Here is a 22,985-nt window from a genome sequence, read left to right as displayed (position 1 = left end):
GGCTGGCGTTCATGGTCCTCCATCCCTTGCTCGGAGTCGATGAAGTGCCCGCCGTGGAGCCGTATCTGGGCCGGGTGGGCGAGGTGTTCAGGGTGTTCGGGGAGCAGGACTCGGGGTGCGTGTCGTACGGAGTGCGACTGCTCGACGGCGCCCGGTGGTTCGTCAAGGAGGCGGTCAACGAACGCGGTCGCTGTTCACTCGAACGAGGATGGGCATTTCACCGGGCCGTCCGGCACACGGCGATCGTCCCGCAGGTCCACCGGATCGCCGTGCGGGACGGCTGGGCGGTGGTCATGCCGTGGCGCGCGGGCGAGGTGCTGTACCACTCCACCGCGGGCGGGCCCCGTGACCGTACGAGCGCGGGCAGCCCGATGGCCCGCTTCCGCTCCCTTCCCACCGCCGAGGTGCTGCGCGCCTTCGACCGGGTCCTCGACGCCCACCTCACCGTGGAGGCCGCCGGCCATGTCGCCGTCGACTTCTACGACGGCGCCCTGCTCTACGACTTCACCGCCGGCTCCGTCCACCTCATCGACCTCGACGAGTACCGGCCCGGCCCCTTCGTCCTCGACGACGAACGGCTGCCGGGCTCACGACGGTTCATGGCCCCCGAGGAGTTCGAACGCGGCGCCGTCATCGACACCCGTACGACCGTGTTCACCCTCGGTCGCACCGCCCGCATCCTGCTCGCCGCGGGTGACGAGGGACGCGCCTGGCGCGGCACCGCACGGCAGTTGGCGGTCGTCGAACGCGCCACCTTCCCCGCGCCGGACGACCGCTTCGCCGACGTGCACCGCTTCGCGGCCGCTTGGCACGCGGCCGGGGCGTCCCGGGAGCGGTGAGGTCACCGTCGTACCGTCAGCTCCCAGCGGACCTCGCCGTCCTGGAGCGTGCCGGTCGCGGTGAGTCCCGCCGCCGCGGCGACGGCGGCGGACGCGTGGTGAGCGGGGTGCACATGGGCCACGACCGTGCTGACGGGGAACGCCTCGACCACGTGGCGGACCAGCGACCGCGCCGCCTCCACCGCGTATCCCCGTCCCTGCCAGGGCGTGCCCACCACCCAGGCGACCTCGGCGACCTCTCCCGAGACGGTCGCCTGGACCGTCCCCACCAGGCATCCCTCCGTACGCTCCCGCAGCACCCAGTTGCACCAGAGCACGGCGGGATCGCGCGAGCCCGCGACGAGCCGTCCGTACCGTGCCCGCAGCGCCTGCGGAGTGTCCGGTGCCCCGCCGATGAACCCGTGCAGCGCCGGATCCGCCAGCACCTCGGCCATCTCCTCGGCATGCTCGACCCGCAGCGGGAGGAGATCGAGCCGGGCGGTGGCGGCCGTCGGCTCGGCGACCGCGCCGGGGCGGGGCTCGGCGGGTCGGCCCCGGCGGAGGGCTTCGGGGGCGGAGGGTTCTTCGGGAGGACGCACGAGGGGAGCGTACGGGCTGCGGGCTCGCGCCTGCTTCCGTGGAGTCCCGGCGAATCGGCGACCTACGGCGGATCGGCTGTCGGCGTGCCCGGGAACGCAATCAGCCGGTGACCTGTTCAACAGGTCACCGGCTGATTACTCAGGGTGAGTGACGGGACTTGAACCCGCGGCCACCTGGACCACAACCAGGTGCTCTACCAACTGAGCTACACCCACCATGTCCGGTCTTCGTGCTTCTCCGACCGGCCGAGAAAAAGTGTACAGGGTCTGAAGGGGTGCTCGCGCACGGCTTTTTCCGGGGCCCATCAGGGCCCCGTCAAAGGCCTATTCGGCGGGCAGGACGTGCTTGGCCGCGATGGTGCGGGCGGTGTCCGAGTCGGGGCCGGGCTGCGGGACGAAGACCGCCTCGCGGTAGTAGCGGAGCTCGGCGATGGACTCGCGGATGTCGGCCAGGGCGCGGTGATTGCCGTTCTTCTCCGGGCTGTTGAAGTACGCCCGGGGATACCAGCGGCGGGCCAGCTCCTTGACGGAGGAGACGTCCACGATCCGGTAGTGGAGATAGCCCTCCAGTGCCGCCATGTCGCGCAGCAGGAAGCCGCGGTCCGTGCCGACGGAGTTCCCGCAGAGCGGGGCCTTGCCCGGCTCCTTGACGTGCTCACGTACGTACGCGAGGACCTGCGCCTCGGCGTCCGCCAGGGTCGTGCCCCCGGCGAGCTCCTCCAGCAGGCCGGAGGCCGTGTGCATCTGGCGCACCACGTCCGGCATCGTCTCCAGGGCCGCGTCCGGCGGGCGGATCACGATGTCCACACCTTCGCCGAGCACGTTCAGCTCAGAGTCGGTGACCAGCGCGGCCACTTCGATGAGCGCGTCATCCGACAGCGAGAGTCCGGTCATCTCGCAGTCGATCCACACCATGCGATCGTTCATGTGTCTCACCCTACGGCCCGCCTCCCTCCGGTGGACCCGCCCGTGCGTCCCGCCGGGGCGGCGGATCGCGTCGGGGCCCGGCCCACGTGCGAAGAGGCCCGCACCCGAAGGTGCGGGCCCCGCGCGTCTTCCTGCCGCCCGGACTACGGCGCGCTGCGCTGTCCGGGCAGGCTCGGCCTGCTCGCCGCGTACAGCTCCGCCCGCTCCCGCATCGCCTCCGCGGAGAGCGACGCGGCCGCGCCCAGGGAGCCGGCCGCCGCGGTGCGGCGGGTCTGCATCGGGACCGGGCCCGAGTGCTCCGGGTGCAGCGACGGTGGCGGTCCGACCGGACCTGTCGGGCCGTCCGGATCCGTGGACCGCTCGGCCTGCGGCCTGCGAGCGCGGTACGCCGCCCGGTACGCGGCCGGGGACGAACCCAGCTGACGCCGGAAGTGACCCCGCAGCGCGACCGGCGAACGGAAGCCGCAGCGGCCCGCGACCTCGTCGACCGAGTAGTCGGACGTCTCCAGGAGGCGCTGCGCCTGCAGGACGCGCTGAGTGATCAGCCACTGCAGGGGAGCGCTTCCGGTGAGCGAGCGGAACCGGCGGTCGAAGGTGCGGCGGCTCATGTAGGCGCGAGCCGCCAGTGTCTCGACGTCGAACTGCTCATGGAGATGCTCCAGCGCCCAGGCGACGACCTCCGCGAGGGGGTCGGCGCCGATCTCCTCCGGCAGTGACCGGTCGAGGTAGCGCTCCTGGCCGCCGCTCCGCCGTGGTGGGACCACCAGGCGCCGGGCGAGCGCGCCGGCCGCCTCGTTGCCGTGGTCCGTCCGCACGATGTGGAGACAGAGGTCGATTCCGGCCGCCGTACCCGCCGATGTCAGCACGTCGCCGTCGTCCACGAAGAGCTCGCGGGGGTCGACGTGCACCGACGGATAGCGTTTGGCCAGGGTCGGTGCGTACATCCAATGGGTGGTCGCCGGACGGCCGTCCAGTAAGCCGGCCGCCGCGAGCACGAAGGCGCCTGTGCACAGCCCGACTATGCGGGCGCCTTCCTCATGAGCGCGGCGCAGTGCGTCGAGCGCCTCCTCCGGTGGTGGCGAGGTGATCGACCGCCAGGCGGGCACGACCACCGTGCCGGCCCTGGAAATCGCTTCCAGGCCATGTGGTGCGGTGAGTTCCAGGCCCCCTGTGGTCCGCAGCGGGCCTTCCTCGCCGGCACACACCAAAAGGCGGTAGCGCGGCACGCCGGCGTCCTGGCGGTCAATCCCGAACACCGACAACGGTATGGAACTCTCGAAAATGGGGCCGCCGCTGAACAGCAGCACCGCGACGATCTCCTTGCGGCGTCGCCCGGACAGCTTCCGGGCCGCGGCTTCCGGCGCGGCAGTGGAGTCGTGGCTCATCCTGCTAAGCCCCCCTCGGTGGTCGCGGCTCCTCGGTTGTGTCGCTCCTGCACGTTTCCCCTCGGTCCTGCACGAGTCCCCCGCCGTAAGACAAGATCGAATCTACTGTGTCCGCTGGCGCCAAGGTGACCAGATCGGTACTCCGCAGAATGTCGACATGGCAACTTGGCGTGAAGCATTCGATCACGAAGCGTTGCACTCGTGGGCGCCGCAGGGAAGTGCGCCTCGTGGCAGTGGCCAATCCACGTAGGGTGCGCGCGCCCTCCGTACCCCTTTAGGTGCAGGTCGAACGGGGGTTGGGGGGTCGTTCGAGCAAGGGATGGGCCACAGCCAGAAGTTGGCTGAAAAGAAGCGTAGCTGTACGCGCAAACCGGTCAGTCGACCGGCTTGATTCCCCCGCTGTGACGACCGCCTCGGTGAACTCCCGCGCCGCTTCCGCCCCGTGGATCGGCCCCCGGTCCCGCTCCGCTCGCGCGCCCCGCGTACCCCGCGCTCCTCGTGCCGCCCGCACTCCCCGGGCCACTCCTCCCGTGCCGCCCGCGCTGCTGCGGGACGCGCCGACGGGCGCGCGAGCGGGGCGCGCCCCGTCGCTCCTCGGCCAGGATCGCGGCCCCCCGCTCGGACTGGCGCAGCAGGATCAGACAGACCCCGGTCACGGCCGCGAGACCCAGGGCCGTGCCGGCCGCGCCGGCGAGCGAGGTGCCGTACCAGAGGAGAACCACCGGGACCAGGACGCAGCTGAAGGCCGCCCAGCGGACCACATCGCTCACGGAGTCGGTCACGGGCGGAGCCGAGGGGCGCGATCCGGAAGGTGTTCCCGATCGCGATCCGTACGGAGGTGCCGCGTGCGGCGGGGAGGGGCTGGAGGGAACGGACGGGGTGGAGGGGGCGGAGGAATGGGGGGCGGTGTCGGGTCCGGGCACGTGCGCTCCCTAGTACTCCGGTGTTCTCCGTGTTCTCCATGGCGGGTGTTCTCCATGGCGGTGGCTGCGACCGGTTCAACGCGTGTTCGACCGGCCGGTCACTGCCCGGCCGGTGCCGCGTGTGTCCGGAAGGGGCCCGCCCGGCTCCGTACGGCGACGAGAGTTCCCGTTCCCGGGAAGCCTGAGCAAATTCCCGGGGGGCCTTGCGCAAACCGCCTGTACGGGGCAGCAACCATTGCGTTACGGGCGCCCTCTCGTGCATGCTCCCTGGAATGCCGCGTAAGGCGCGCGGGATCTGGGCAGAGGAGGCGTGCCGCCGTACCCTTGGGGGTATGGGGTTGGGAAGATGTTTCCCAGACACAGCTCTGCCGTTCGTTGTCGTCCCCACCACGAGGATCCAAACGCCGAGACACCCATGGCCGGTCACGAATTCTTTGATCCCGCGGACCGCAAGCGCCCGCTCGCCGATCCCACGGCGGCCGAGCCCCTGGCGGCGGAAGAACCCCGCCACTCCTGCGATCCCGCCTTCAAGCACGGCGTCGTCGTCGGTTTCGACGGTTCGACGTCCAGCGAGCGTGCCCTCGCCTACGCGATCGGGATGGCCCACCGCTCGGGCTCGGGCCTGATCATCGTCCATGTGGCCAACCGGCTGCCCACCACGGTGTGGGCGGGCTGTGAGCCACCGGTCTTCGTCGACGTTCCCGACCACCGCACCGAGGTGCTGGGGCTGGAGCTCGCCTGCGCCGAATACCTCTCCGAGGTGCCCTGGATCCTGGTCGAGCGCGGCGGTGACATCTGCCACGAACTCGAAGAGGTGGGCCGGGAGTACGAGGCGGACGCGATAGTCGTCGGCTCCACGCACGGCATCGTCGGGCGCATCTTCGGCTCGGTCGCGGGACGGCTCGCCAAGCGCGCCAAGCGGCCGGTCATCGTCATTCCGTAACGCACCGTCATCCCAGGTCGGACGGCCCCGGGGAAGCGTTCGGCGTTCCGTGTGCGGTGCGTGAACCTACTGGCGCGTAGAGGTGTTTGTGCCTTTGTGAAGGGCATATACGGGACGCCGGTCCTACGCGGCGACCGGTACGGCGCAGCACAACCGCACACGCATGAAGGGAGCCCGCCGTGGACAATGACGTCTCTGCGGGAAGCACCACCACGATCGTAGGAAGACTCGCGCTCGGCGTCACCCTGCTGGCCTTCGGCCTGGGGTACACCGACCTGATCGACGGAGTGACGGCGTCCGACGCCGTGTCACTGGCCCACTACGTAGGCGGCGTTGCGCTCTTCGTCGCCGGCCTGCTCGCCTTCCGCGACCGTGACACGGCCACCGGTACGGCCTTCACGGGACTCGGTGCCCTCTGGTTCACCTGGGCCGTCTCGGCCGGTGGCCAGATCTCCGGCAACGCGGCGGGGCTCTTCCTGCTGCTCTTCGCACTCGTCGTGCTGTCACTCGCCCTCGCGGGCGGCGACGTGCTCGGCCAGGGCACCTACGGACTGTTCTTCGTCTCCCTGCTGCTTCTCGCCATCGGCCGCTTCGCGGACAACGCCGACCTGGCCAAGGCCGGCGGCTGGTTCGCCGTCGCGGCCGGCGCGGTCGCCTGGTACGCGGCGACCGCGGCGCTCGCCCACTGGCCCACGGCACTTCCGCGACGCGCCGCCGGCCGGGGAGTGACGGCCACCGGCTGACCTCGGCGCGGGCCGGGGTATTGGGCGGCCTCGGCCCTTGAAGAACGATCCCCGTGCGCGGGTGGTGCGCACGGGGATCGTTCATGTCCGGCCGCCGGCAGGGGACATGCGCGACGGCGGATCATTCGGTGGTGGATCTCTCGGCGGCGGACCGCCCGGTGGTCGACTACTCGACGGTGACCGACTTGGCCAGGTTGCGCGGCTTGTCGATGTCCCGGCCGAGCGCCAACGCCGTGTGGTAAGCGAGGAGTTGGAGCGGGATGCCCATCAGGATCGGGTCCAGCTCGTCCTCGTTCTTCGGGACGATGATCGTCTGATCGGCCTTCTCCTGGTGGCGGTGCGCGACGGCGAGGATCTGGCCGCTGCGGGCCTTGATCTCCTCCAGCGCGGCGCGGTTCTTCTCCAGCAGGTCGTCGTCGGGGACGATCGCGACGGTCGGCAGTGCCGGCTCGATGAGCGCCAGCGGGCCGTGCTTGAGCTCGGACGCCGGGTACGCCTCGGCGTGGATGTACGAGACCTCCTTGAGCTTCAGCGAGGCCTCACGGGCCACCGGGTAGCCCCGGACGCGGCCGATGAAGAGCATCGAGCGGGCCTCGGCGTACTCCGCGGCCAGCTTCTTGATCTCGTCCTCCTGCTCCAGGATCTCGGCGATCTGCGCGGGCAGCTTGCGCAGGCCCTCGATGATCCGCTTGCCGTCGCGGACCGAGAGGTCACGGGTGCGGCCGAGGTGCAGGGCGAGCAGCGCGAAGGCGACGGTGGTGTTGGTGAAGCACTTCGTCGAGACGACGCAGACCTCGGGGCCCGCGTGGACGTACATGCCGCCGTCCGCCTCGCGGGCGATCGCCGAGCCGACGACGTTGACCACGCCGAGCACCCGCGCGCCCTTGCGCTTCAGCTCCTGGACGGCCGCCAGCACGTCGTAGGTCTCACCGGACTGGGAGACCGCGATGTACAGGGTGTCGGGGTCGACGACCGCGTTGCGGTAGCGGAACTCGGAGGCCGGCTCGGCGTCCGCGGGGATACGGGCCAGCTCCTCGATCATCTGGGCGCCGATCATGCCCGCGTGGTACGAGGTGCCGCAGCCGAGGATCTTCACTCGGCGCACCGCGCGCGCCTCACGGGCGTCCAGGTTCAGGCCGCCGAGGTGGACCGTCGAGAACCGGTCGTCGATACGGCCGCGCAGCACGCGGTCCACGGCCTCGACCTGCTCGTGGATCTCCTTGTGCATGTACGTGTCGTGGCCGCCCATGTCGTACGACGCGGCCTCCCACTCCACGGTGGTGGGCTCGGACGTCGTACGGGTGCCCTCGGTGGTGTACGTCCGGAAGTCGTCGGCCTTGAGCGTGGCCATCTCGCCGTCGTCCAGCGTGACTATCTGGCGGGTGTGGGTGACCAGGGCGGCGATGTCCGAGGCGACGAACATCTCCTTCTCGCCGATGCCGAGAACGACGGGGGAGCCGTTTCGCGCCACCACGATGCGGTCGGGGAAGTCGGCGTGCATCACCGCGATGCCGTAGGTGCCCTCTATGACACGCAGCGCCTCGCGGACCTTGTCCTCCAGCTTCTCCTGCTGGGAGCGGGCGACCAGGTGGGTGAGGACCTCGGTGTCGGTCTCCGAGAGGAACTCGACGCCGTCGGCCTCGAGCTTCTTCCGCAGGTCGGAGGCGTTGTCGATGATGCCGTTGTGGACGACCGCGACCTTGTTGTCGCCGGACATGTGGGGGTGCGCGTTCACGTCGGAGGGGGCGCCGTGCGTGGCCCAGCGGGTGTGGGCGATGCCCGTGGTGCCGGCGAAGCGCTTGGGGACCTTGGCCTCCAGATCGCGGACCCGGCCCTTGGCCTTGACCATCTTCAGGCCGGCCGACTTCGGGGAGGTCACGACTATGCCCGCCGAGTCGTAGCCGCGGTACTCCAGGCGCTGAAGGCCTTCGAGGAGCAGCGGGGTCACATCACGCCTGCCGATGTATCCGACGATTCCGCACATATACGTAGAGTCCCTCAGCCGTAAACGATGCGGCGCAGCTGCCTGAGCGTGAGCTCCGGCGGCGCGACCGCGCGATATTTCAGGTCCGCTTCGATCCGCTCGAAGATCGACGCGTTCACCAGGCCCTGGGCCTGGAGTTCGCGGTGGCGGCGACGGACGAAGTCCTGGGTCGTCTCGTCGAAGTAGGCGAGCACGTCCTGGATCACTCGCAGCGCCTCGCCCCGGTTCAGGGGGGTCGACCGCGTCAAATGATCAACGAGTTCGTCGTGCACCCGATGATCCTGGAGGACGGGAAGACGTTTCGCAAGAATCCTGCCCGATATCGGGCAAGAGGGTGTTGGATCTCTTATGGTGTGCTGTTTACAGGCTGTCCATCCTGCGTCTTGCGCCGTGTCGATTGCCAGGAGCAACTTCTGGTGCCATGGACATTCCACGCATGGGCGTACCCGAGCAGCTCGCCGAGAAGATGACCATGGCCGAGCAGTACGAGTACCTTCGCGCCAAGTTCTCGCGGCGCAACATGATCAGAGGCGGCGCCGTGACCCTCGGTGCCGTCGCCGGCGGTGCCTTCGTACCGGGCGCCGCACAGGCCGCGGTCCCGACGCAGCGGACGGCCGCCCCGACCTCGACGGAGAAGGTGGACGGCGCGCTCGTCGCCCCCTTCGGCCGCCACCTCGCCTTCGGCAACGACCCGCGCACCGAGATGACCGTCTCCTGGCAGGTCCCGGCCGCGGTCAGCAAGCCCTACATCCGTATCGGCGCCCACCCCTGTGACCTCTCGCGCAAGATCGAGGCCGAGGTGCGCACCCTCTACACCCCGGCCGGCGTGGGCGCGAGCGGCGACCACACCCAGTACTACCTGCACGCCAAGCTCACCCACCTGCGCCCCGGCAGGACCTACTACTACGGCGTCGGCCACGCGGGCTTCGACCCGGCCGAGCCCCACCTCCTCGGCACGCTCGGCACCTTCACCACCGCCCCCTCGCACGCCGAGCCGTTCACCTTCACCGCCTTCGGCGACGAGGGCGTCGGCTACCACGGCCTCGCCAACGACGCCCTGCTGCTCGCCCAGAACCCCGCCTTCCACCTGCACGCCGGCGACATCGCGTACGCGGACCCGGCGGGCCAGGGCAAGACCGCCGACACCGGCTTCGACTCGCGCATCTGGGACCAGTTCCTCGCCCAGACCGAGACGGTCGCCAAGCAGGTGCCGTGGATGCCGGCGTACGGCAACCACGACATGGAGGCCTGGTACTCGCCCAACGGGTACGGCGGCGAGGAGGCCCGCTGGACGCTGCCGGACAACGGGCCCGACAAGGCCAACCTGCCCGGCGTCTACTCCTTCGTCCACGGCAACACGGCGATCATCTCGCTCGACGCCAACGACATCTCCTTCGAGATCCCGGCCAACCTCGGCATCTCCGGCGGCACCCAGACCAAGTGGCTGGAGACCCAGCTCAAGACCTACCGCGCCTCGCGGGACATCGACTTCATCGTGATCTTCTTCCACCACTGCGCGTACTGCACCTCCACGGCGCACGCCTCGGAGGGGGGCGTGCGACAGGAGTGGGTGCCGCTGTTCGAGAAGTACACCGTCGACCTGGTGATCAACGGCCACAACCACCAGTACGAGCGCACGGACGTCATCAAGGCGAACGCGGTCACCAAGAAGCTGCCGATCGGCGGCACGGCGTACCCGGAGACCGACGGTGTCGTGTACGTGACGGCGGGCGCGGCCGGCCGCAGCCTGTACGCCTTCACCGCCCCGGAGTCCTACGAGGGCAAGGAGAACGAGGTCGAGTCCGTCGCCTCCTTCATCAACCTCAAGGACGGCAAGCAGGCCGAGACGGTCGCCTGGTCGCGCGTGCGCTACCTCAACTACTCGTTCCTGCGCGTCGACGTCACCCCGGCCCCGAAGGGCCGCCTCGCCACCCTGAAGGTCCGTGGCATCGCCGAGACCGGTGCGGAAGTCGACCACTTCACGGTCGCGCGCCGGGCCAAGTAGCTCCCGGGCACACAGGTACCGGACGCACAGGTGCCAGGCACATAGGTACACAGGTACGCCCAGAAGGCGGGGCGTACCGCCTACCTGGCCGGCGGCCGGCTCCGCGAGCGGTGGTCCTCGAGCGCCCGTTCCTAGAGGCGCTTGAGGACCGCCTGCTTGGCCAGGGTGAACTCCTCGTCCGTCAGGACGCCCTCCCGGTGCAGTTCGCCGAGTTCGCGAAGCCTGCGCAGGAGGGCGTCGTGGTCGGCCTCGGGTCCGGGCTCGGGGGCCGCCTCCCAGGCCGGCTCCTCGACCGTCCGTTCCTGCACCGCCGCAGTGGGATGCGGCAGCCTCGCCTGCACCGCCGCCGCGACCAGCGCCATCAGCGGGTCCCTCTTGAAGCCCCACAGCTCCACGGAGTTGGGGTCGTACTTCGGCGGCGCCAACGCGCCGGCACCGCGCACGGTGAAGCGCAGACAGCCGTTCTCCAGCCCGGCCGCCGGACGCCACTCGACGGCCGCGATGTCGCCGAGGGCGAGGGTCCGGGCCCCCGAAGCGGACTTCGCGTCCTCCGTCTTCCAGTTCCACTCCAGGCGTACGCGTTCGCCGTCGAAGCTCGCCGTGCCGTCACCGGCGGAGGCGGACAGCGGCACCGCCGGGCCGGGCAGCAGATAGCCGTCGACCGGATCGGACGGAACCTGGTCGAGGAGCAGCGCGCCCCGCACCTCGTCCACGAAGTACTCGGCGACGCCGAAACGGTCGGCCTCCACCGTCAGCTGATACGGGTCGTTGGGCTCCGCGAGCTTGCCGCCCGTCGCCTGGAGCAGCGGGTCGGCGCCGTCGCGCAGCCGGAGCCTGAGCCGCCCGGCCTTCCTGCCCTGCTCCAGCGAGACACCCGCCAACGCGCCGAGCGGCACGGTGAGTTCACCCAGCGTCCGGCGCAGCAGGCTGACGTTCTTGTCCCGCCCGGGAGTCAGCCGCAGAGCGTCCCCGTCGAAGATCCACGTGCCGTCCCGCTGGATGATTTCCGCCATGAAGGGGATTGTTCCACCGCGTCTGCGGGAGAGTGGTCTCGACCAATTCGAAGAGCGCGGCGAAGGGCGCGGCCGAGGACGGGCCGAGAGCCTTCGCCGGGCACCGAAGGGAGCGCATGTGAGACAGCACCACAGAACGCCCCGCCTCCTCGGTACGCTGCTGCTCGTGGCGGCGGCCGGTATCTCCCTCGTCGGCGCGGCACCGCACACCGAGGCCGCCGCTCCGCTCGGCCGCGTCGTCCCGGCCCCCGTCTCCGTCCACCCGGGCGGATCCCCGTACCGCGTCACCGGCGGCACCCGCATCCGCGTCGACGACTCGCGCGAGGCCCGCACGGTCGGCGAATACCTCGCGGGCATCCTGCGGCCCTCCACCGGCTACCGGCTGCCGGTCACCTCGCACGGCGCGGGAGCGATCCGGCTCCGGCTCGGCGGCAAGGGACTGGGCGCCGAGGGTTACCGCCTCGACAGCGGCAGTTCGGGCGTCACGATCACGGCCGGACGGCCCGCGGGCCTCTTCCACGGCGTGCAGACCCTGCGTCAACTGCTGCCCGCCACTGTCGAGAAGAACTCCGTCCAGCGCGGACCCTGGCTGATCGCCGGCGGCACCATCGAGGACACCCCGCGCTACGCCTACCGCGGCGCGATGCTCGACGTCTCCCGGCACTTCTTCACCGTCGCCCAGGTCAAGCACTACATCGACGAACTGGCGCTCTACAAGGTCAACAAGCTGCATCTGCACCTGAGCGACGACCAGGGCTGGCGCATCGCCGTCGACTCCTGGCCCCGGCTGGCGGCCCACGGCGGGTCCACCGAGGTCGGCGGCGGACGGGGCGGCTCCTACACCAAGGCCGACTACCGCGAGATCGTCCGGTACGCCTCCTCCCGCTATCTGGAGGTCGTCCCGGAGATCGACATGCCCGGACACACCAACGCGGCCCTCGCCTCGTACGCCGAACTGAACTGCGACGGCGTCGCGCCGCCGCTCTACACCGGCACCGACGTCGGCTTCAGCTCGCTGTGCGTGAACAAGCCGCTGACGTACGACTTCGTGGACGACGTGATCCGCGAGCTGGCCGCGCTCACCCCGGGCAAGTACCTCCACATCGGCGGCGACGAGGCGCACTCCACCAGCCACGCCGACTACGTGACCTTCATGGACAAGGTGCAGCCCCTCGTCGCCAAGTACGGCAAGAAGGTGATCGGTTGGCACCAGCTGACCGGGGCCACCCCGGCGAAGGGCGCCGTCGCGCAGTACTGGGGGCTCGACGACACCAGCGCCGAGGAGAAGGCGCAGGTCGCCCGCGCCGCCCAGAACGGGACCGGGCTCGTGCTGTCGCCCGCCGACCGGCTCTACCTCGACATGAAGTACACCGCCGACACCCCGCTCGGCCAGGACTGGGCCGGTCTGGTGGAGGTGCGGCGGGCCTACGACTGGGACCCGGGCAGCTACCTTCCCGGCGTGCCCGCCTCGGCAGTCAAGGGCGTCGAGGCGCCGCTGTGGACCGAGACGATCGTGACCTCCGCCGACATCGACGTCATGGCCTTCCCGAGGCTGCCCGGGGCCGCCGAACTCGGCTGGTCGCCCGCGTCGACGCACGACTGGGACACCTACAAGGTGCGGCTCGCCGCCCAGGGGCCGCGCTGGGACGCCCTGGGTATCGGCTACTACCGCTCGCCGCAGGTCCCCTGGCCGGCTCGTTAGCGGAAGGCCGACGGGCGCCCCGGAGGACCGTCTCCGGGGCGCCCGCCCGTCCGTGGGGCTCCTCGCGGAGCCCGGTGCTCAGAACCCGGCGATCGGGTTCTTCAGGGTGCCGACCAGCTGCAGCGCGCCCGACGGATCCGACAGGTCGACCATCTGCCGGTTGTCGCGCAGCTGGAGCCGGTTGAGGCAGGACAGCGCGAACTCGGGCGCGAACAGGTCGTACTGCCGGAACTTGTCGTCCAGTTCGGGCGTCGCCTGCTGGTACGCGCGTACCGACTCGGCGACCGTCCGCCAGAAGTCCTCCTCGCCGAGAATGCCCTCGTCCGCCAACTGGGCGGCCAGGAAGCGGAAGAAGCAGTCGAAGACGTCCGTGAAGATCGACAGCAGCTTCGTGTCCTCGGGGACCTCGACCCGGATCCGCTCGACCGCGGGCGGCAGCACCGCCTGCGGGTCCATGACCGCGATCTCCTCGGCGATGTCCTTGTAGACCGCCCGCCGCACGGCCCCGTCCTTCAGGACCAGGATGACGTTCTCACCGTGCGGCATGTAGACCAGGTCGTACGCGTAGAAGCTGTGCAGGAGCGGCGTGAGGTAGGCGCGCAGGTAGCCGCGCAGCCACTCCACCGGCGTCAGGCCCGACCGCTCGATCAGCGCGCCCGCGAACGAGTGGCCCTCGTGGTCGACATGGACGAGGGACGCCATCGTCGCGAGGCTCTCGCCCTCCTGGAGCGAGGGGACCGGACTCTCCCGCCACAGCGCGGCCAGCATCTTGCGGTACGGGGAGTAGCGGTCGGTGGCCGCCTCGTACTCCAGGTGCCGGTAGCCGACGGCCGCCCGCTCACGGATGACGGACAGTCCCGTCGACTTCAGCACCGGGTCGTTCTCGACGAGCTGGGCCAGCCAGTCGTTGATGGCCGGGGTCGCCTCCATGTAGGCGGCGGACAGACCGCGCATGAAGCCCATGTTGAGGACGCTCAGCGCGGTCTTCACATAGTGCTTCTCGGGGCTGCTGGTGTTGAAGAACGTCCGGATGGACTGCTGGGCGAGGTACTCGTCGTCGCCCTCGCCGAGGCAGACCAGGCGCCGCTCGGCGACCTCGGCGGCGAACGTCACGGACAGCTTGTTCCACCACTGCCAGGGGTGCACGGGTATGAGCAGGTAGTCCTCGGGGTCGAGCCCCCGGCCGGTCAGCGTCCGGGCGAACCGCTCGACGGTGTCCGCGCCCAGCTCCTCGCGCACGAAGGACTCGTACTCGATGCCGGCCCCCGCCGTGAACGCGGCCCGTGAGCGGTGCGCGGCCAGCCACACCAGCCGGACCGGGTTCGCGGTCTCGGGCGCGTGGGCGAGGTACTCCCGCACGCCGAAGCCGAGCCGCCCGTTGTTGGCGACGAAGCAGGGGTGCCCCTCGGTCATGCCGGTCTCGATGGCCTGGAAACCGGCGCCGGCCAGTTCACGGACCGGGACCCGCGGCTTGGTGAGCTTGAAGCAGGTGCCCGAGAGGGTGGAGGAGATCTCCTCCAGATAGACCGGCAGGACCTCGTCGCTCAGCCCCAGCGAATCCTTCAGCTCGATGAAGAAGTCCAGGGCGGACAGCGGGAGTTCGCTGCCGTCGTGGTGCCGGGTGATGGACTCGGCGGCCACCTGCCAGTGCTCGAGGGAACGCAGCACGGCGGTGAAGCGGTAACTCGTCAGACCGTCGTCGCCGCGGACCTCGTACCGGCCGTCCGGCAGGCTCCGCGGGGTGATCAGCCGCTCGTGGGCGAACTCGGCGAGCGCCTTGCGGACGAGGAGTCGGTTGGCGAGGGCCCAGCGCTCGGGGGAGAGGTGGGCGACGCTCCCGGCGAGGCTCATGCCGCCACCGCCTTCGCGAACCGCTCCCGGGTGCAGAAGCTCAGCAGCGCCTTCTTCTCCGGCTTCTGGATCTCCCGCTCGGGCACGAAACCGACGGCCTCGTTGAGTGCGTGCACTGCCGTGTTGGCCACGTCGGGCTCGACGACGACCCGGCGGGTCGCCGGGTCGGCGAACAGCTGCTCCATCACCGCGGTGATCACGGCCCGGGTGAAGCCGTGCACGGGCGTGTCGCTCGGCGCGACCAGGAAGTGCATGCCGACATCGCCCGGCTCCGGCTCGTACAGCCCGACGAGTTCGACATACCTGGGGTCGTAGCGCTCCATCAGGAAGACGGGCTCGCCGTCCAGCACTCCGATGAACGCGTCGTGGTGCTCGCTCGCCGCGATGGCCATGTACTCGCGCTCCACGTCGTGCAGTCTCGCCTCCTGCATCATCCAGAAGGCGGCCTTGGGATGCGTCACCCACCCGTGCAGCAGCGGGGCGTCCTCGACGGGGTCGAGGGGGCGGACGGTGAAGGTGCCGATGCCGGTCGCGGTGGTCATACTGCGAACTCCTGGAAGGCGATGGTCTTCTCGACCGGGTAGTACTCGGTTCCGCCGAGCAGCTCACGGATGATGGACGCGTTGCGGTACGGGCCCATGCCGAGGTCCGGTGAGGTGATCGAGTGGGTGTGGACGCCCGCGTTCTGCAGGAAGATCCCGCTTCCCGTGGTGTCGACGGCGTAGTTGCGGGCCACGTCGAAGTTGCCGTGCGTGTCGTAGCGGAGCCGGTCGCGGACCGGTGCGAGGAACGCGGGCTCGGCGTACCGGTAGCCCGTGGCCAGGACCAGGCCGGCCGAGCGCAGCTCGTAGTCCTTGCCCTGTTCCTGCTGGCGGAGGCCGAGGGTGTACGTGCCCTCGTCGTAACGCGCGCTTTCGAGCGAGGAGTTGGTGAGCAGCCGCGCGGGGACCGGGCCGCCGAGGTTCTTCTGGTAGAGCAGGTCGAAGATCTCGTTGATCAGTTCGCCGTCGATGCCCTTGAACAGGCCCTTCTGCTCCGACTGGAGGCGGTAGCGGGTCGCTTCGGGGAGCGCGTGGAAGTAGTCGATGTACTCCGGGGAGGTCATCTCCAGGGTCAGCTTGGTGTATTCGAGGGGGAAGAAGCGCGGCGAGCGGGTCACCCAGTTCAGCCGGTAGCCGTGGACGTCGATCTCGCTCAGCAGGTCGTGGAAGATCTCGGCGGCGGACTGGCCGCTGCCGACCAGGGTGATCGACTCCTTGCCCTGCAGCTCCCGCTTGTGCTGCGTATAGCGGGAGTTGTGGATGAAGTCGCCGCCGAGGTCCGCGCAGGCGTCCGGGACGTGGGGCGAGGTGCCGGTGCCGAGGACCAGGTGCCGGGCCCGCAGCAGCTCACCGGCCTCGGTCCGTACGACGTACACCTCGTCCTCGTACGTCACCTCCGCGACCGTCGTGCCGAAGCGGACGCTGCTCAGCTTCGACGCGGCCCAGCGGCAGTAGTCGTCGTACTCGACCCGTAGTGGATAGAAGTTCTCGCGGATGTAGAACGCGTACAGACGGCCCGATTCCTTCAGGTAGTTGAGGAAGGAGTACGGGGAGGTCGGGTCGGCGAGGGTGACCAGGTCCGACATGAACGGGGTCTGGAGGTGCGCGCCCTCCAGGAACATGCCGGAGTGCCACTCGAAGTGGGGCTTCGACTCCAGGAAGACGCCGCTCAGTTCGGCGATGGGCTCGGTCAGACAGGCGAGGCCGAGATTGAAGGGACCGAGCCCGATGCCCACGAAGTCGTAGGTCGTGTCCGTGGATTCAGCAAGCGCGGTCAAGGGACTCTCCCAGGTACTGCTCGGCGTGGCCGGCGATCAGGTCGAGGACGGCGGCGATGTCGTCCGTCGTGGTCTCGGGGTTGAGCAACGTGAACTTCAGGTAGTGGCGTCCGCCGACCTTGGTGCCCGCGACGACGGCGTCACCGGAGGCGAACAGGGCCTTGCGGGCGTACAGGCTGGCGCGGTCGATCTCGGCCGGGTCGGTGACGGCGGCCGGCATGTACCGGAAGACGAGGGTGGAGAGCGAGGGCCGCACGACGACGTCGAAGCGCGGGTCGGCGGCGAGCAGCTTCCAGCCCTCCGCGGCCAGGTCGCAGACCTCGTCGAAGAGTTCGCCGATGCCGTCGGCGCCCATCACGCGCAGCGTCATCCACAGCTTCAGCGCGTCGAAGCGGCGGGTGGTCTGGAGGGACTTGTCGACCTGGTTGGGGATGCGCTCCTGGACCATGCGGCGCGGGTTGAGGTACTCCGCGTGGTAGGTCGCGTGGCGCAGCGTCGAGGCGTCCCGGACCAGCACGGCCGAGGAACTCACGGGCTGGAAGAAGGACTTGTGGTAGTCGACGGTGACGGAGTCGGCCCGCTCGATGCCGTCGAGGCGGTCCCGGTTCTTCAGCGAGGTGAGCAGTCCGCAGCCGTAGGCGGCGTCCACGTGCATCCAGGCGCCGAACTGGGAGCACAGCTCCGCGATTTCGGGCAGCGGATCGATGGAGCCGAAGTCGGTGGTGCCCGCGGTGGCGACGACGGCCATCGGGACGAGGCCGTCCTGCCTGCAGCGTTCCAGCTCGCGGGCGAGGGCGACGGTCTGCATGCGCTTGTCGTGGTCGACGGGGATCGAGACGACGGCGTCGGCGCCGAGGCCGAGGAGTTTGGCCGACTTCTTGACGCTGAAGTGGCCGGCCTCGGAGGCGAAGACGCGCAGTTTGCCGAGGTCGGCCCCCGCTCCCTCGCCCTCCCATCCTTCCCCGCCGGGCTTGGCCTCCTCGCGGGCCAGCAGCAGGGCCTGGAGGTTGGACTGGCTGCCGCCGCTGGTGAACACACCGTCGGCGGCCGGGCCGAGGCCGATCCGCTCGTTGGTCCAGTCGATGAGCCTGCGCTCGATGAGGGTGCCGCCGGCCGACTGGTCCCAGGTGTCCAGGGAGGAGTTGACGGCGGAGAGGACGGCCTCGCCGAGCACCGCCGGGATGACGACCGGGCAGTTGAGGTGGGCGAGGTAGCGGGGGTGGTGGAAGTAGATCGCGTCCTGGAGGTAGACCTCTTCCAGCTCGTCGAGGACGGCCGTGGTGTCGTGCAGGGGCTTGTCGAGGTCGATCCGCTCGATGCGGGGAGCGAGGTCGTCGACCGTGACACCCGTGAACGGGCGGTCGGTGGTGGCGAGTCTGGCCGCCACCCGCTCGACGCCTTCGGTCACGGAGCGGCGGTACCGGTCCGCGGTGGTGTCATTGAGCAGGTGCGAGCGCATGTGGGGGTCCTCCGTGCGGGGGAGAGTCCGAGCGGGACAGGAGAAGGGGCGGAATCCCGACGTTCAACGTAGGTTAGCCTAACCTAAGTCGATCGTGCGATCCCGCCCCACCTGGGTCTTTCGTTACGCAGGCCCCGGATCGTCGCCGGACCGTTCCGGACTTCCGGAAGGCGCCGCGGGTGCCCGCGAACTACTCGCCCCGCTCCCGGAGTTGCTCCTCGCTCAGCCCCTGCCGCCAGTAGCCCACGAAGGTGACCCGCCCGCGGTCGATGCCGCGCTCGCGCACGAGATGGCGGCGCAGTTCCTTCACCCGGCCGGACTCGCCCGCGATCCAGGCGTACGGAGCCTGGGAGAACGGGAGTTGGGCCGCGCGCAAGGCGTCGAGCGCCATGGAGGAACCCGGGGAGTCCGGGGAGCTCGCGTCGGAGCGTTCGTCCCGGACGAGCCAGGTGATCTCGGCGTCGGCCGAGGTCGTCAGATCCTGGATGTCGGCGGCATGGTGGACCTCCAGCCAGGCGCGGACGCGCAGGCCCGCCGGCAGCGATTCGAGGATGGCGGCGGCTGCGGGGACGGCCGTCTCGTCGCCCCACAGGACGACGAGATCGGTGTCCGCGGGCGGCCGGAACCGGATGGCCCGGTTGTCCTCGACGGCGGGGCCGAGCAGCACGACACGGTCACCGGCCCGCGCGCAGGACGCCCAGCGCGAGGCGGGCCCCGCGGGGGCCGCCGTGCCCGGCTCCAGGCCGTGCAGCGCGAAGTCGATGTCGATCTCGTCGGGGTCGCGGCGCAGCTCGCGCAGGGTGTACGAGCGCATCACCGCCCGTACGCCGTCCGGCAGTTCGCGCCAGCCCTGCCACCAGTTGTCGCCCAGTTCGATCGGCACGGCCGGCTCGCGCTGGCCGGGGTGCGGCAGGAACAGGGACAGGGACTGGTCGCGCCCGTCGGAGTGGAACGCCCGCAGATCGGGCCCGGCGAAGGTCACCCGGAGCAGGGACGGGCCGAGCCGCCTCGTCAGTACGACCTGGAGGGAGAAGAAACGGAACGGGGCGGCTACGGCCGTCGTCATGAGTGCTCCTGAGCCGTCGTCAGGGGGTCGCGGACGGGGTCGCGAAGGGGGTCTCAGGCGACCTTTTTCGCGTTCTCGATGGCCTCGGCGAGCTTGTCGAGGATCGGGGTGCACTTGTCGTACGACAGGATCGGCTCGGGGGTCCGGGCGATGACCTGGCCGGCCTTGACGGCGGGCAGCTTCTTCCAGGTGGCCTCGGTGATGTCGGCCGGCTGGATGGTCGACGTGCGGTCGTCCATGATGATGACGTCGGCCGGGTACTTGTCGACGTTCTCCCAGCTCAGGTTCTCGAACCAGCCGCCGCTGGCCTTCAGGGCCTTGGCGGAGGGCTCGACGATGTTCACGCCGAGCGCCTTGAAGTACTCAAGGTCGATGGAGAGGTTGGAGCCGGAGACGTAGAAGATGTCCTGGCTCGCGCTGCCGGCGAGCACCTTGATCTCGGGGCGGGCCTTGGCGGCCTTGCGCAGCCGTTCGGCGGCCGTCTCGAACTTCTTCTTCGCCTCGACGATCTTCGCGGACCTCACGTCGGCGCCGAGGGACTCGGCCAGCGCGAGCATGTGCTCCAGCGGCTGGGGCATCTGGATGCCGAAGACGGAGATGCCGACGCTCGGGGCCAGTTTGAGGATCTTGTCCTTGGACTCCTCGGGGACGTACCAGAGGGTGCCCGCGGCGTCGAACATCGTCGAGACCAGGACGTCGGGGGCGAGGCCCGCGTACTTCTCGATGTTGAACTGGCCCCACTCGTTGCCGAGGATCGTCAGCTTGCTGATGTCCATGTCGCCGGCCTGGACGTCGGCCTTGCCGTCCTTGGTCTTCGTCGGGCCGAACACGCCCTTGACCTCGATGCCGTAGTCGAACAGGGCGGCGGCGACACCGGTGAAGGCGACGATGTTCGCCGGAACCCTGTCCAGCTTCACGGTCGTGCCGCGGTCGTCCTTGAACGCCCACGGGCCGGACTTCTCGGCGGCCTTCGTCGAGTCCGAGCCACCGTTTTTCGAGGCGTTGTCGTCGCCGCAGGCCGCGAGGATGGCACCGAGGCCGAGGGCGCCGCCCGCGGCGAGGATGCCGCGACGGGTGAGGTGGGTGGCACGGGCGTTGGGCATGAGTGTGGCTGCTTTCGGCACGGGGCGGGAGCGCCCGCCGGACGAGTTCGAAGGTAGGTTAGCCTAACCTCAGTTCTTGTCCAGGGGGCGGGGCGCGCGGAGGCCGAATCGGCGGCCCGCCTGCGCGGTGCGGCCGATGCGACGGCGCCGTGCTTCCCGGGTCCGGGCCCGGAACCGCGACGCCTCAACTCACCCGCCGATCCTGCTCGGTTCGGCGGGGTGACGGATGGTCAGGCCTTGCCCCTGATGACCACCCAGTGTCGCTTCACTTGCAGCTCAGCGGGTCGGCGATGATCCCGTGCGCGGGCGCGCCGCAGCCCTTGCGGCCGTCGGCCGGACGCCGGACGCATCGCGGCCACCGGCGGGCGGGTGCCCGGCGGTGGCCGCGATGCGCTGGTCCTGGGTGAAGGGTCAGCCGGTGAGCCCCAGTTCACGGGCGATCAGCATCCGCTGCACCTCGCTCGTGCCCTCGCCGATCTCCAGGATCTTGGAGTCGCGCCACATCCGGGCGACCGGGTACTCGTTCATGAAGCCGTAGCCGCCGTGGACCTGGGTGGCGTCACGGGCGTTGTCGACGGCGATCGTGGAGGAGTACAGCTTGGCGACCGCCGCCTCCTTCTTGAAGGGCTCGCCCGCGACGAGCCGGGACGCGGCGTCGCGCCAGCCGACGCGGGCCATGTGGGCCTTCATCTCCATGTCGGCGATCTTGAACTGGATCGCCTGGTTGGCGCCGATCGGGCGCCCGAACGCGTGCCGCTCCTTGGCGTACTTGACCGACTCGTCGACACAGCCCTGCGCCAGACCCGTGGCCAGCGCCGCGATGGCGATGCGGCCCTCGTCCAGGATGCGCAGGAACTGCGCGTAGCCGCGCCCCTCCTCGCCAAGCAGGTTGGCCGCCGGGACGCGCACGTCCGCGAAGGACAGTTCACGGGTGTCGGAGGCGTTCCAGCCGACCTTCGAGTACGGGGCCGCGACCGTGAAGCCGGGGGTGCCCGAGGGGACGATGATCGCGGAGATCAGCGGCTTGCCGTCGGGCTTGCGGCCGGTGACCGCGGTGACCGTCACCAGGCCCGTGATGTCCGTGCCGGAGTTGGTGATGAAGCACTTGCTGCCGTTGATGACCCACTCGTTCGTCTCGGGGTCGAGCCGGGCCGTCGTACGGGTCGCGCCCGCGTCCGAGCCGCCGTCCGGCTCGGTCAGGCCGAAGGCACCCAGGATCTCGCCGGAGCAGAGCCGGGGGAGCCACTCCCGCTTCTGCTCCTCCGTACCGAAGAGATGGATCGGCATGGCGCCCAGCGAGACGCCCGCCTCCAGGGTGATGGCCACGGACGAGTCGACCCGGGCCAGCTCCTCCAAGGCGATGCCGAGGGCGAGATAGTCGCCGCCCATGCCGCCGTACTCCTCGGGGAACGGCAGTCCGAACAGGCCCATGCGGCCCATCTCCCGCACGATCTCGTACGGGAATTCGTGCCGCTCGTAGAAGTCGCCGATCTTCGGCGCCACGACGTCGTGGGCGAACGCCTCCACCGTACGGCGGAGTTCTTCGAGTTCGGGTGAGAGGCGGTGGTCCAGGGACATGCGGATCACTCCTGGTGGGACTGAGTCGTTTTACCGAGGGCTTTGACGGTGCGGGACGGGCTGGGTCGGCCCAGTTGTCCGGCCATCCACACGCTGGTGGCGGTGAGGCGGCCGAGGTCGACCCCGGTGTCGATACCGAGGCCCTGGAGCATCCATACGAGGTCTTCTGTCGCGAGGTTGCCCGTCGCGGACTTCGCGTACGGGCAGCCGCCGAGGCCGCCCGCGGAGGCGTCGACGGTGCTGACGCCGTGCTGGAGGGCGGCCAGCGTGTTGGAGAGTGCCTGGCCGTAGGTGTCGTGGAAGTGCACGCCGAGCGCGCTGGTGGGCACGCCCTCCTCGTTCAGCTCGGCGAGCAGGGCCTGCACATGGCCCGGCGTCGCCACGCCGATCGTGTCGCCGAGGCTCAGTTCGTCACAGCCCATGTCCATCAGCGCCCTGCAGACGCGGACGACCTGATGGACCGGGACCGGGCCCTCCCAGGGGTCGCCGAAGCACATCGAGACGTAGCCGCGGACCGTGAGGTCCGCGGCCTTCGCGCGGCTCACCACCGGTTCGAACATGGCGAGCGACTCGTCGACCGTCCGGTTGAGATTGGCCTTCGCGAAGGACTCCGTCGCACTGGCGAAGACGGCCACGTGCCGGGCGCCGAGCGCCAGCGCCCGCTCCAGTCCGCGCTCGTTCGGCACCAGGACCGGAAGAGCCACCGGCAGGTCGGCCACCTGCGGGAACAGCTGTTCCGCGTCGGCCAGTTGGGGAACCCACTTGGGGTGGACGAAGCTGGTCGCCTCGATCGTGGTCAGTCCCGAGTCCGCGAGGCGCCGGATGAACTCCGCCTTGACCTCGGTCGGAACGGTCGTCTTCTCGTTCTGCAGCCCGTCGCGCGCGCCGACCTCGTAGATCCGCACCCGGGCGGGCGGGTTTTGGACGGGTACAGCCTGGGCGGGTACGGCCATCGGCAGGCCCAGTTCGGAAGTGCTCATTAGAGGACCATCCCTTCTGCAGCCCTCACGAGTAGGGTTGTGACCTCTCGGTCCCGGTGGGTGCATGGCCTGTAGTGCGTGCCGTTC

Annotated in this window: 20 protein-coding genes and 1 tRNA gene; 5 read left to right on the top strand and 16 right to left on the bottom strand. The window is 70.0% G+C overall.

Translation table 11 applies throughout. The features are described 5' to 3' along the window. The first annotated feature begins 11 nt into the window (after nt 1-11). On the top strand, nt 12-839 hold the full coding sequence (locus ACFYR3_RS25095) for a serine/threonine protein kinase (RefSeq protein ID WP_355850870.1): 828 nt from the start codon (nt 12-14) through the stop codon (nt 837-839). 2 nt (nt 840-841) lie between these two features. Here the strand turns inward: ACFYR3_RS25095 and ACFYR3_RS25090 are convergent, their stop codons facing one another. The 5 genes from ACFYR3_RS25090 to ACFYR3_RS25070 all read right to left on the bottom strand — a co-directional run bounded on the left by ACFYR3_RS25090 (nt 842) and on the right by ACFYR3_RS25070 (nt 4,511). After that, nucleotides 842-1,417 (bottom strand): GNAT family N-acetyltransferase, encoded by a 576-nt coding sequence (locus tag ACFYR3_RS25090; protein ID WP_355850867.1) that lies wholly within the window; start codon nt 1,415-1,417, stop codon nt 842-844. Between the two features lie 143 nt (nt 1,418-1,560). Then, nucleotides 1,561-1,633 (bottom strand) — tRNA-His (locus tag ACFYR3_RS25085). A 108-nt stretch (nt 1,634-1,741) separates the two neighbouring features. Then, entirely contained in the window at nt 1,742-2,344 is a 603-nt protein-coding gene (gene orn, locus ACFYR3_RS25080; RefSeq protein WP_355850864.1) for an oligoribonuclease, read from the bottom strand. A gap of 143 nt (nt 2,345-2,487) precedes the next feature. Continuing rightward, complete coding sequence (locus tag ACFYR3_RS25075) at nt 2,488-3,729, bottom strand: helix-turn-helix domain-containing protein (protein WP_355850861.1); 1,242 nt, start codon at nt 3,727-3,729, stop codon at nt 2,488-2,490. 374 nt (nt 3,730-4,103) lie between these two features. After that, a complete protein-coding gene (locus tag ACFYR3_RS25070; RefSeq protein ID WP_355850858.1) occupies nt 4,104-4,511 on the bottom strand; it encodes a hypothetical protein in 408 nt (135 codons plus the stop codon). Between the two features lie 556 nt (nt 4,512-5,067). Here ACFYR3_RS25070 and ACFYR3_RS25065 point away from each other — a divergent pair. Further along, nucleotides 5,068-5,595, top strand: a complete 528-nt coding sequence (locus tag ACFYR3_RS25065) for a universal stress protein (RefSeq protein WP_037619095.1) — start codon at nt 5,068-5,070, stop codon at nt 5,593-5,595. Nucleotides 5,596-5,774: 179 nt separating this feature from the next. Further along, entirely contained in the window at nt 5,775-6,338 is a 564-nt protein-coding gene (locus ACFYR3_RS25060; RefSeq protein WP_389284772.1) for a GPR1/FUN34/YaaH family transporter, read from the top strand. 166 nt (nt 6,339-6,504) lie between these two features. Here the strand turns inward: ACFYR3_RS25060 and glmS are convergent, their stop codons facing one another. Both glmS and ACFYR3_RS25050 read right to left on the bottom strand, forming a co-directional pair. Next, the gene (glmS, locus tag ACFYR3_RS25055; RefSeq protein ID WP_355850852.1) at nt 6,505-8,322 is read right to left on the bottom strand and encodes a glutamine--fructose-6-phosphate transaminase (isomerizing); all 1,818 of its coding nucleotides are present in this window, start codon (nt 8,320-8,322) and stop codon (nt 6,505-6,507) included. Between the two features lie 14 nt (nt 8,323-8,336). Beyond that, nucleotides 8,337-8,594 carry a hypothetical protein gene (locus ACFYR3_RS25050; RefSeq protein WP_355850850.1) on the bottom strand — a complete coding sequence of 86 codons (258 nt, stop codon included), beginning with the start codon at nt 8,592-8,594 and terminating at the stop codon, nt 8,337-8,339. 149 nt (nt 8,595-8,743) lie between these two features. Here ACFYR3_RS25050 and ACFYR3_RS25045 point away from each other — a divergent pair, with 149 nt between their 5' ends. Next, complete coding sequence (locus tag ACFYR3_RS25045; RefSeq protein WP_355850847.1) at nt 8,744-10,327, top strand: metallophosphoesterase family protein; 1,584 nt, start codon at nt 8,744-8,746, stop codon at nt 10,325-10,327. 131 nt (nt 10,328-10,458) lie between these two features. On the opposite strand, the gene ACFYR3_RS25040 is transcribed toward ACFYR3_RS25045, so the two are convergent. Next, nucleotides 10,459-11,340: a DUF4429 domain-containing protein gene (locus tag ACFYR3_RS25040; RefSeq protein ID WP_355850844.1), complete on the bottom strand. Its 882-nt coding sequence runs from the start codon at nt 11,338-11,340 to the stop codon at nt 10,459-10,461. Between the two features lie 118 nt (nt 11,341-11,458). Between ACFYR3_RS25040 and ACFYR3_RS25035 the strand changes: the two genes are divergently transcribed. Continuing rightward, nucleotides 11,459-13,042, top strand: a complete 1,584-nt coding sequence (locus tag ACFYR3_RS25035) for a beta-N-acetylhexosaminidase (RefSeq protein WP_389284771.1) — start codon at nt 11,459-11,461, stop codon at nt 13,040-13,042. A gap of 78 nt (nt 13,043-13,120) precedes the next feature. On the opposite strand, the gene ACFYR3_RS25030 is transcribed toward ACFYR3_RS25035, so the two are convergent. The 8 genes from ACFYR3_RS25030 to ACFYR3_RS24995 form a co-directional block, all read right to left on the bottom strand. Then, nucleotides 13,121-14,893 carry an IucA/IucC family protein gene (locus tag ACFYR3_RS25030; RefSeq protein ID WP_389284770.1) on the bottom strand — a complete coding sequence of 591 codons (1,773 nt, stop codon included), beginning with the start codon at nt 14,891-14,893 and terminating at the stop codon, nt 13,121-13,123. Continuing rightward, on the bottom strand, nt 14,890-15,435 hold the full coding sequence (locus ACFYR3_RS25025; protein ID WP_389284769.1) for a GNAT family N-acetyltransferase: 546 nt from the start codon (nt 15,433-15,435) through the stop codon (nt 14,890-14,892). Before ACFYR3_RS25025 ends, ACFYR3_RS25030 begins: the two co-directional genes overlap by 4 nt. Further along, on the bottom strand, nt 15,432-16,712 hold the full coding sequence (locus ACFYR3_RS25020) for a lysine N(6)-hydroxylase/L-ornithine N(5)-oxygenase family protein (protein ID WP_389284768.1): 1,281 nt from the start codon (nt 16,710-16,712) through the stop codon (nt 15,432-15,434). The genes ACFYR3_RS25025 and ACFYR3_RS25020 overlap by 4 nt, the downstream gene beginning before the upstream one ends. After that, nucleotides 16,696-18,171: a lysine decarboxylase DesA gene (desA, locus tag ACFYR3_RS25015; RefSeq protein ID WP_389284767.1), complete on the bottom strand. Its 1,476-nt coding sequence runs from the start codon at nt 18,169-18,171 to the stop codon at nt 16,696-16,698. Before desA ends, ACFYR3_RS25020 begins: the two co-directional genes overlap by 17 nt. Before the next feature lie 190 nt (nt 18,172-18,361). Beyond that, nucleotides 18,362-19,237 (bottom strand): siderophore-interacting protein, encoded by an 876-nt coding sequence (locus ACFYR3_RS25010; protein WP_355850826.1) that lies wholly within the window; start codon nt 19,235-19,237, stop codon nt 18,362-18,364. Between the two features lie 53 nt (nt 19,238-19,290). Next, nucleotides 19,291-20,340, bottom strand: coding sequence for an ABC transporter substrate-binding protein (locus tag ACFYR3_RS25005; protein ID WP_389284766.1), 1,050 nt, complete (start codon nt 20,338-20,340; stop codon nt 19,291-19,293). A gap of 411 nt (nt 20,341-20,751) precedes the next feature. Continuing rightward, entirely contained in the window at nt 20,752-21,912 is a 1,161-nt protein-coding gene (locus tag ACFYR3_RS25000; RefSeq protein ID WP_355851033.1) for an acyl-CoA dehydrogenase family protein, read from the bottom strand. An 11-nt stretch (nt 21,913-21,923) separates the two neighbouring features. Then, on the bottom strand, nt 21,924-22,898 hold the full coding sequence (locus ACFYR3_RS24995) for a hydroxymethylglutaryl-CoA lyase (protein ID WP_355850821.1): 975 nt from the start codon (nt 22,896-22,898) through the stop codon (nt 21,924-21,926). Nucleotides 22,899-22,985: the final 87 nt, after the last annotated feature.

It is taken from the genome of Streptomyces sp. NPDC005784 (genome assembly GCF_042871525.1).
GTDB lineage: Bacteria > Actinomycetota > Actinomycetes > Streptomycetales > Streptomycetaceae > Streptomyces.
The sequence above is the reverse complement of the archived record's forward strand: the minus strand, read 5'-3'. Positions and strand labels throughout refer to the sequence as shown.

Coding starts and splice junctions, on each gene's coding strand:
- ACFYR3_RS25095 (WP_355850870.1), top strand. CDS start 12: ATGGTCCTCCATCCCTTGCTCGGAGTCGATGAAGTGCCCGCCGTGGAG.
- orn (WP_355850864.1), bottom strand. CDS start 2,344: ATGAACGATCGCATGGTGTGGATCGACTGCGAGATGACCGGACTCTCG.
- ACFYR3_RS25075 (WP_355850861.1), bottom strand. CDS start 3,729: ATGAGCCACGACTCCACTGCCGCGCCGGAAGCCGCGGCCCGGAAGCTG.
- ACFYR3_RS25065 (WP_037619095.1), top strand. CDS start 5,068: ATGGCCGGTCACGAATTCTTTGATCCCGCGGACCGCAAGCGCCCGCTC.
- glmS (WP_355850852.1), bottom strand. CDS start 8,322: ATGTGCGGAATCGTCGGATACATCGGCAGGCGTGATGTGACCCCGCTG.
- ACFYR3_RS25045 (WP_355850847.1), top strand. CDS start 8,744: ATGGACATTCCACGCATGGGCGTACCCGAGCAGCTCGCCGAGAAGATG.
- ACFYR3_RS25040 (WP_355850844.1), bottom strand. CDS start 11,340: ATGGCGGAAATCATCCAGCGGGACGGCACGTGGATCTTCGACGGGGAC.
- ACFYR3_RS25030 (WP_389284770.1), bottom strand. CDS start 14,893: ATGAGCCTCGCCGGGAGCGTCGCCCACCTCTCCCCCGAGCGCTGGGCC.
- ACFYR3_RS25025 (WP_389284769.1), bottom strand. CDS start 15,435: ATGACCACCGCGACCGGCATCGGCACCTTCACCGTCCGCCCCCTCGAC.
- desA (WP_389284767.1), bottom strand. CDS start 18,171: ATGCGCTCGCACCTGCTCAATGACACCACCGCGGACCGGTACCGCCGC.
- ACFYR3_RS25010 (WP_355850826.1), bottom strand. CDS start 19,237: ATGACGACGGCCGTAGCCGCCCCGTTCCGTTTCTTCTCCCTCCAGGTC.
- ACFYR3_RS25005 (WP_389284766.1), bottom strand. CDS start 20,340: ATGCCCAACGCCCGTGCCACCCACCTCACCCGTCGCGGCATCCTCGCC.
- ACFYR3_RS24995 (WP_355850821.1), bottom strand. CDS start 22,898: ATGAGCACTTCCGAACTGGGCCTGCCGATGGCCGTACCCGCCCAGGCT.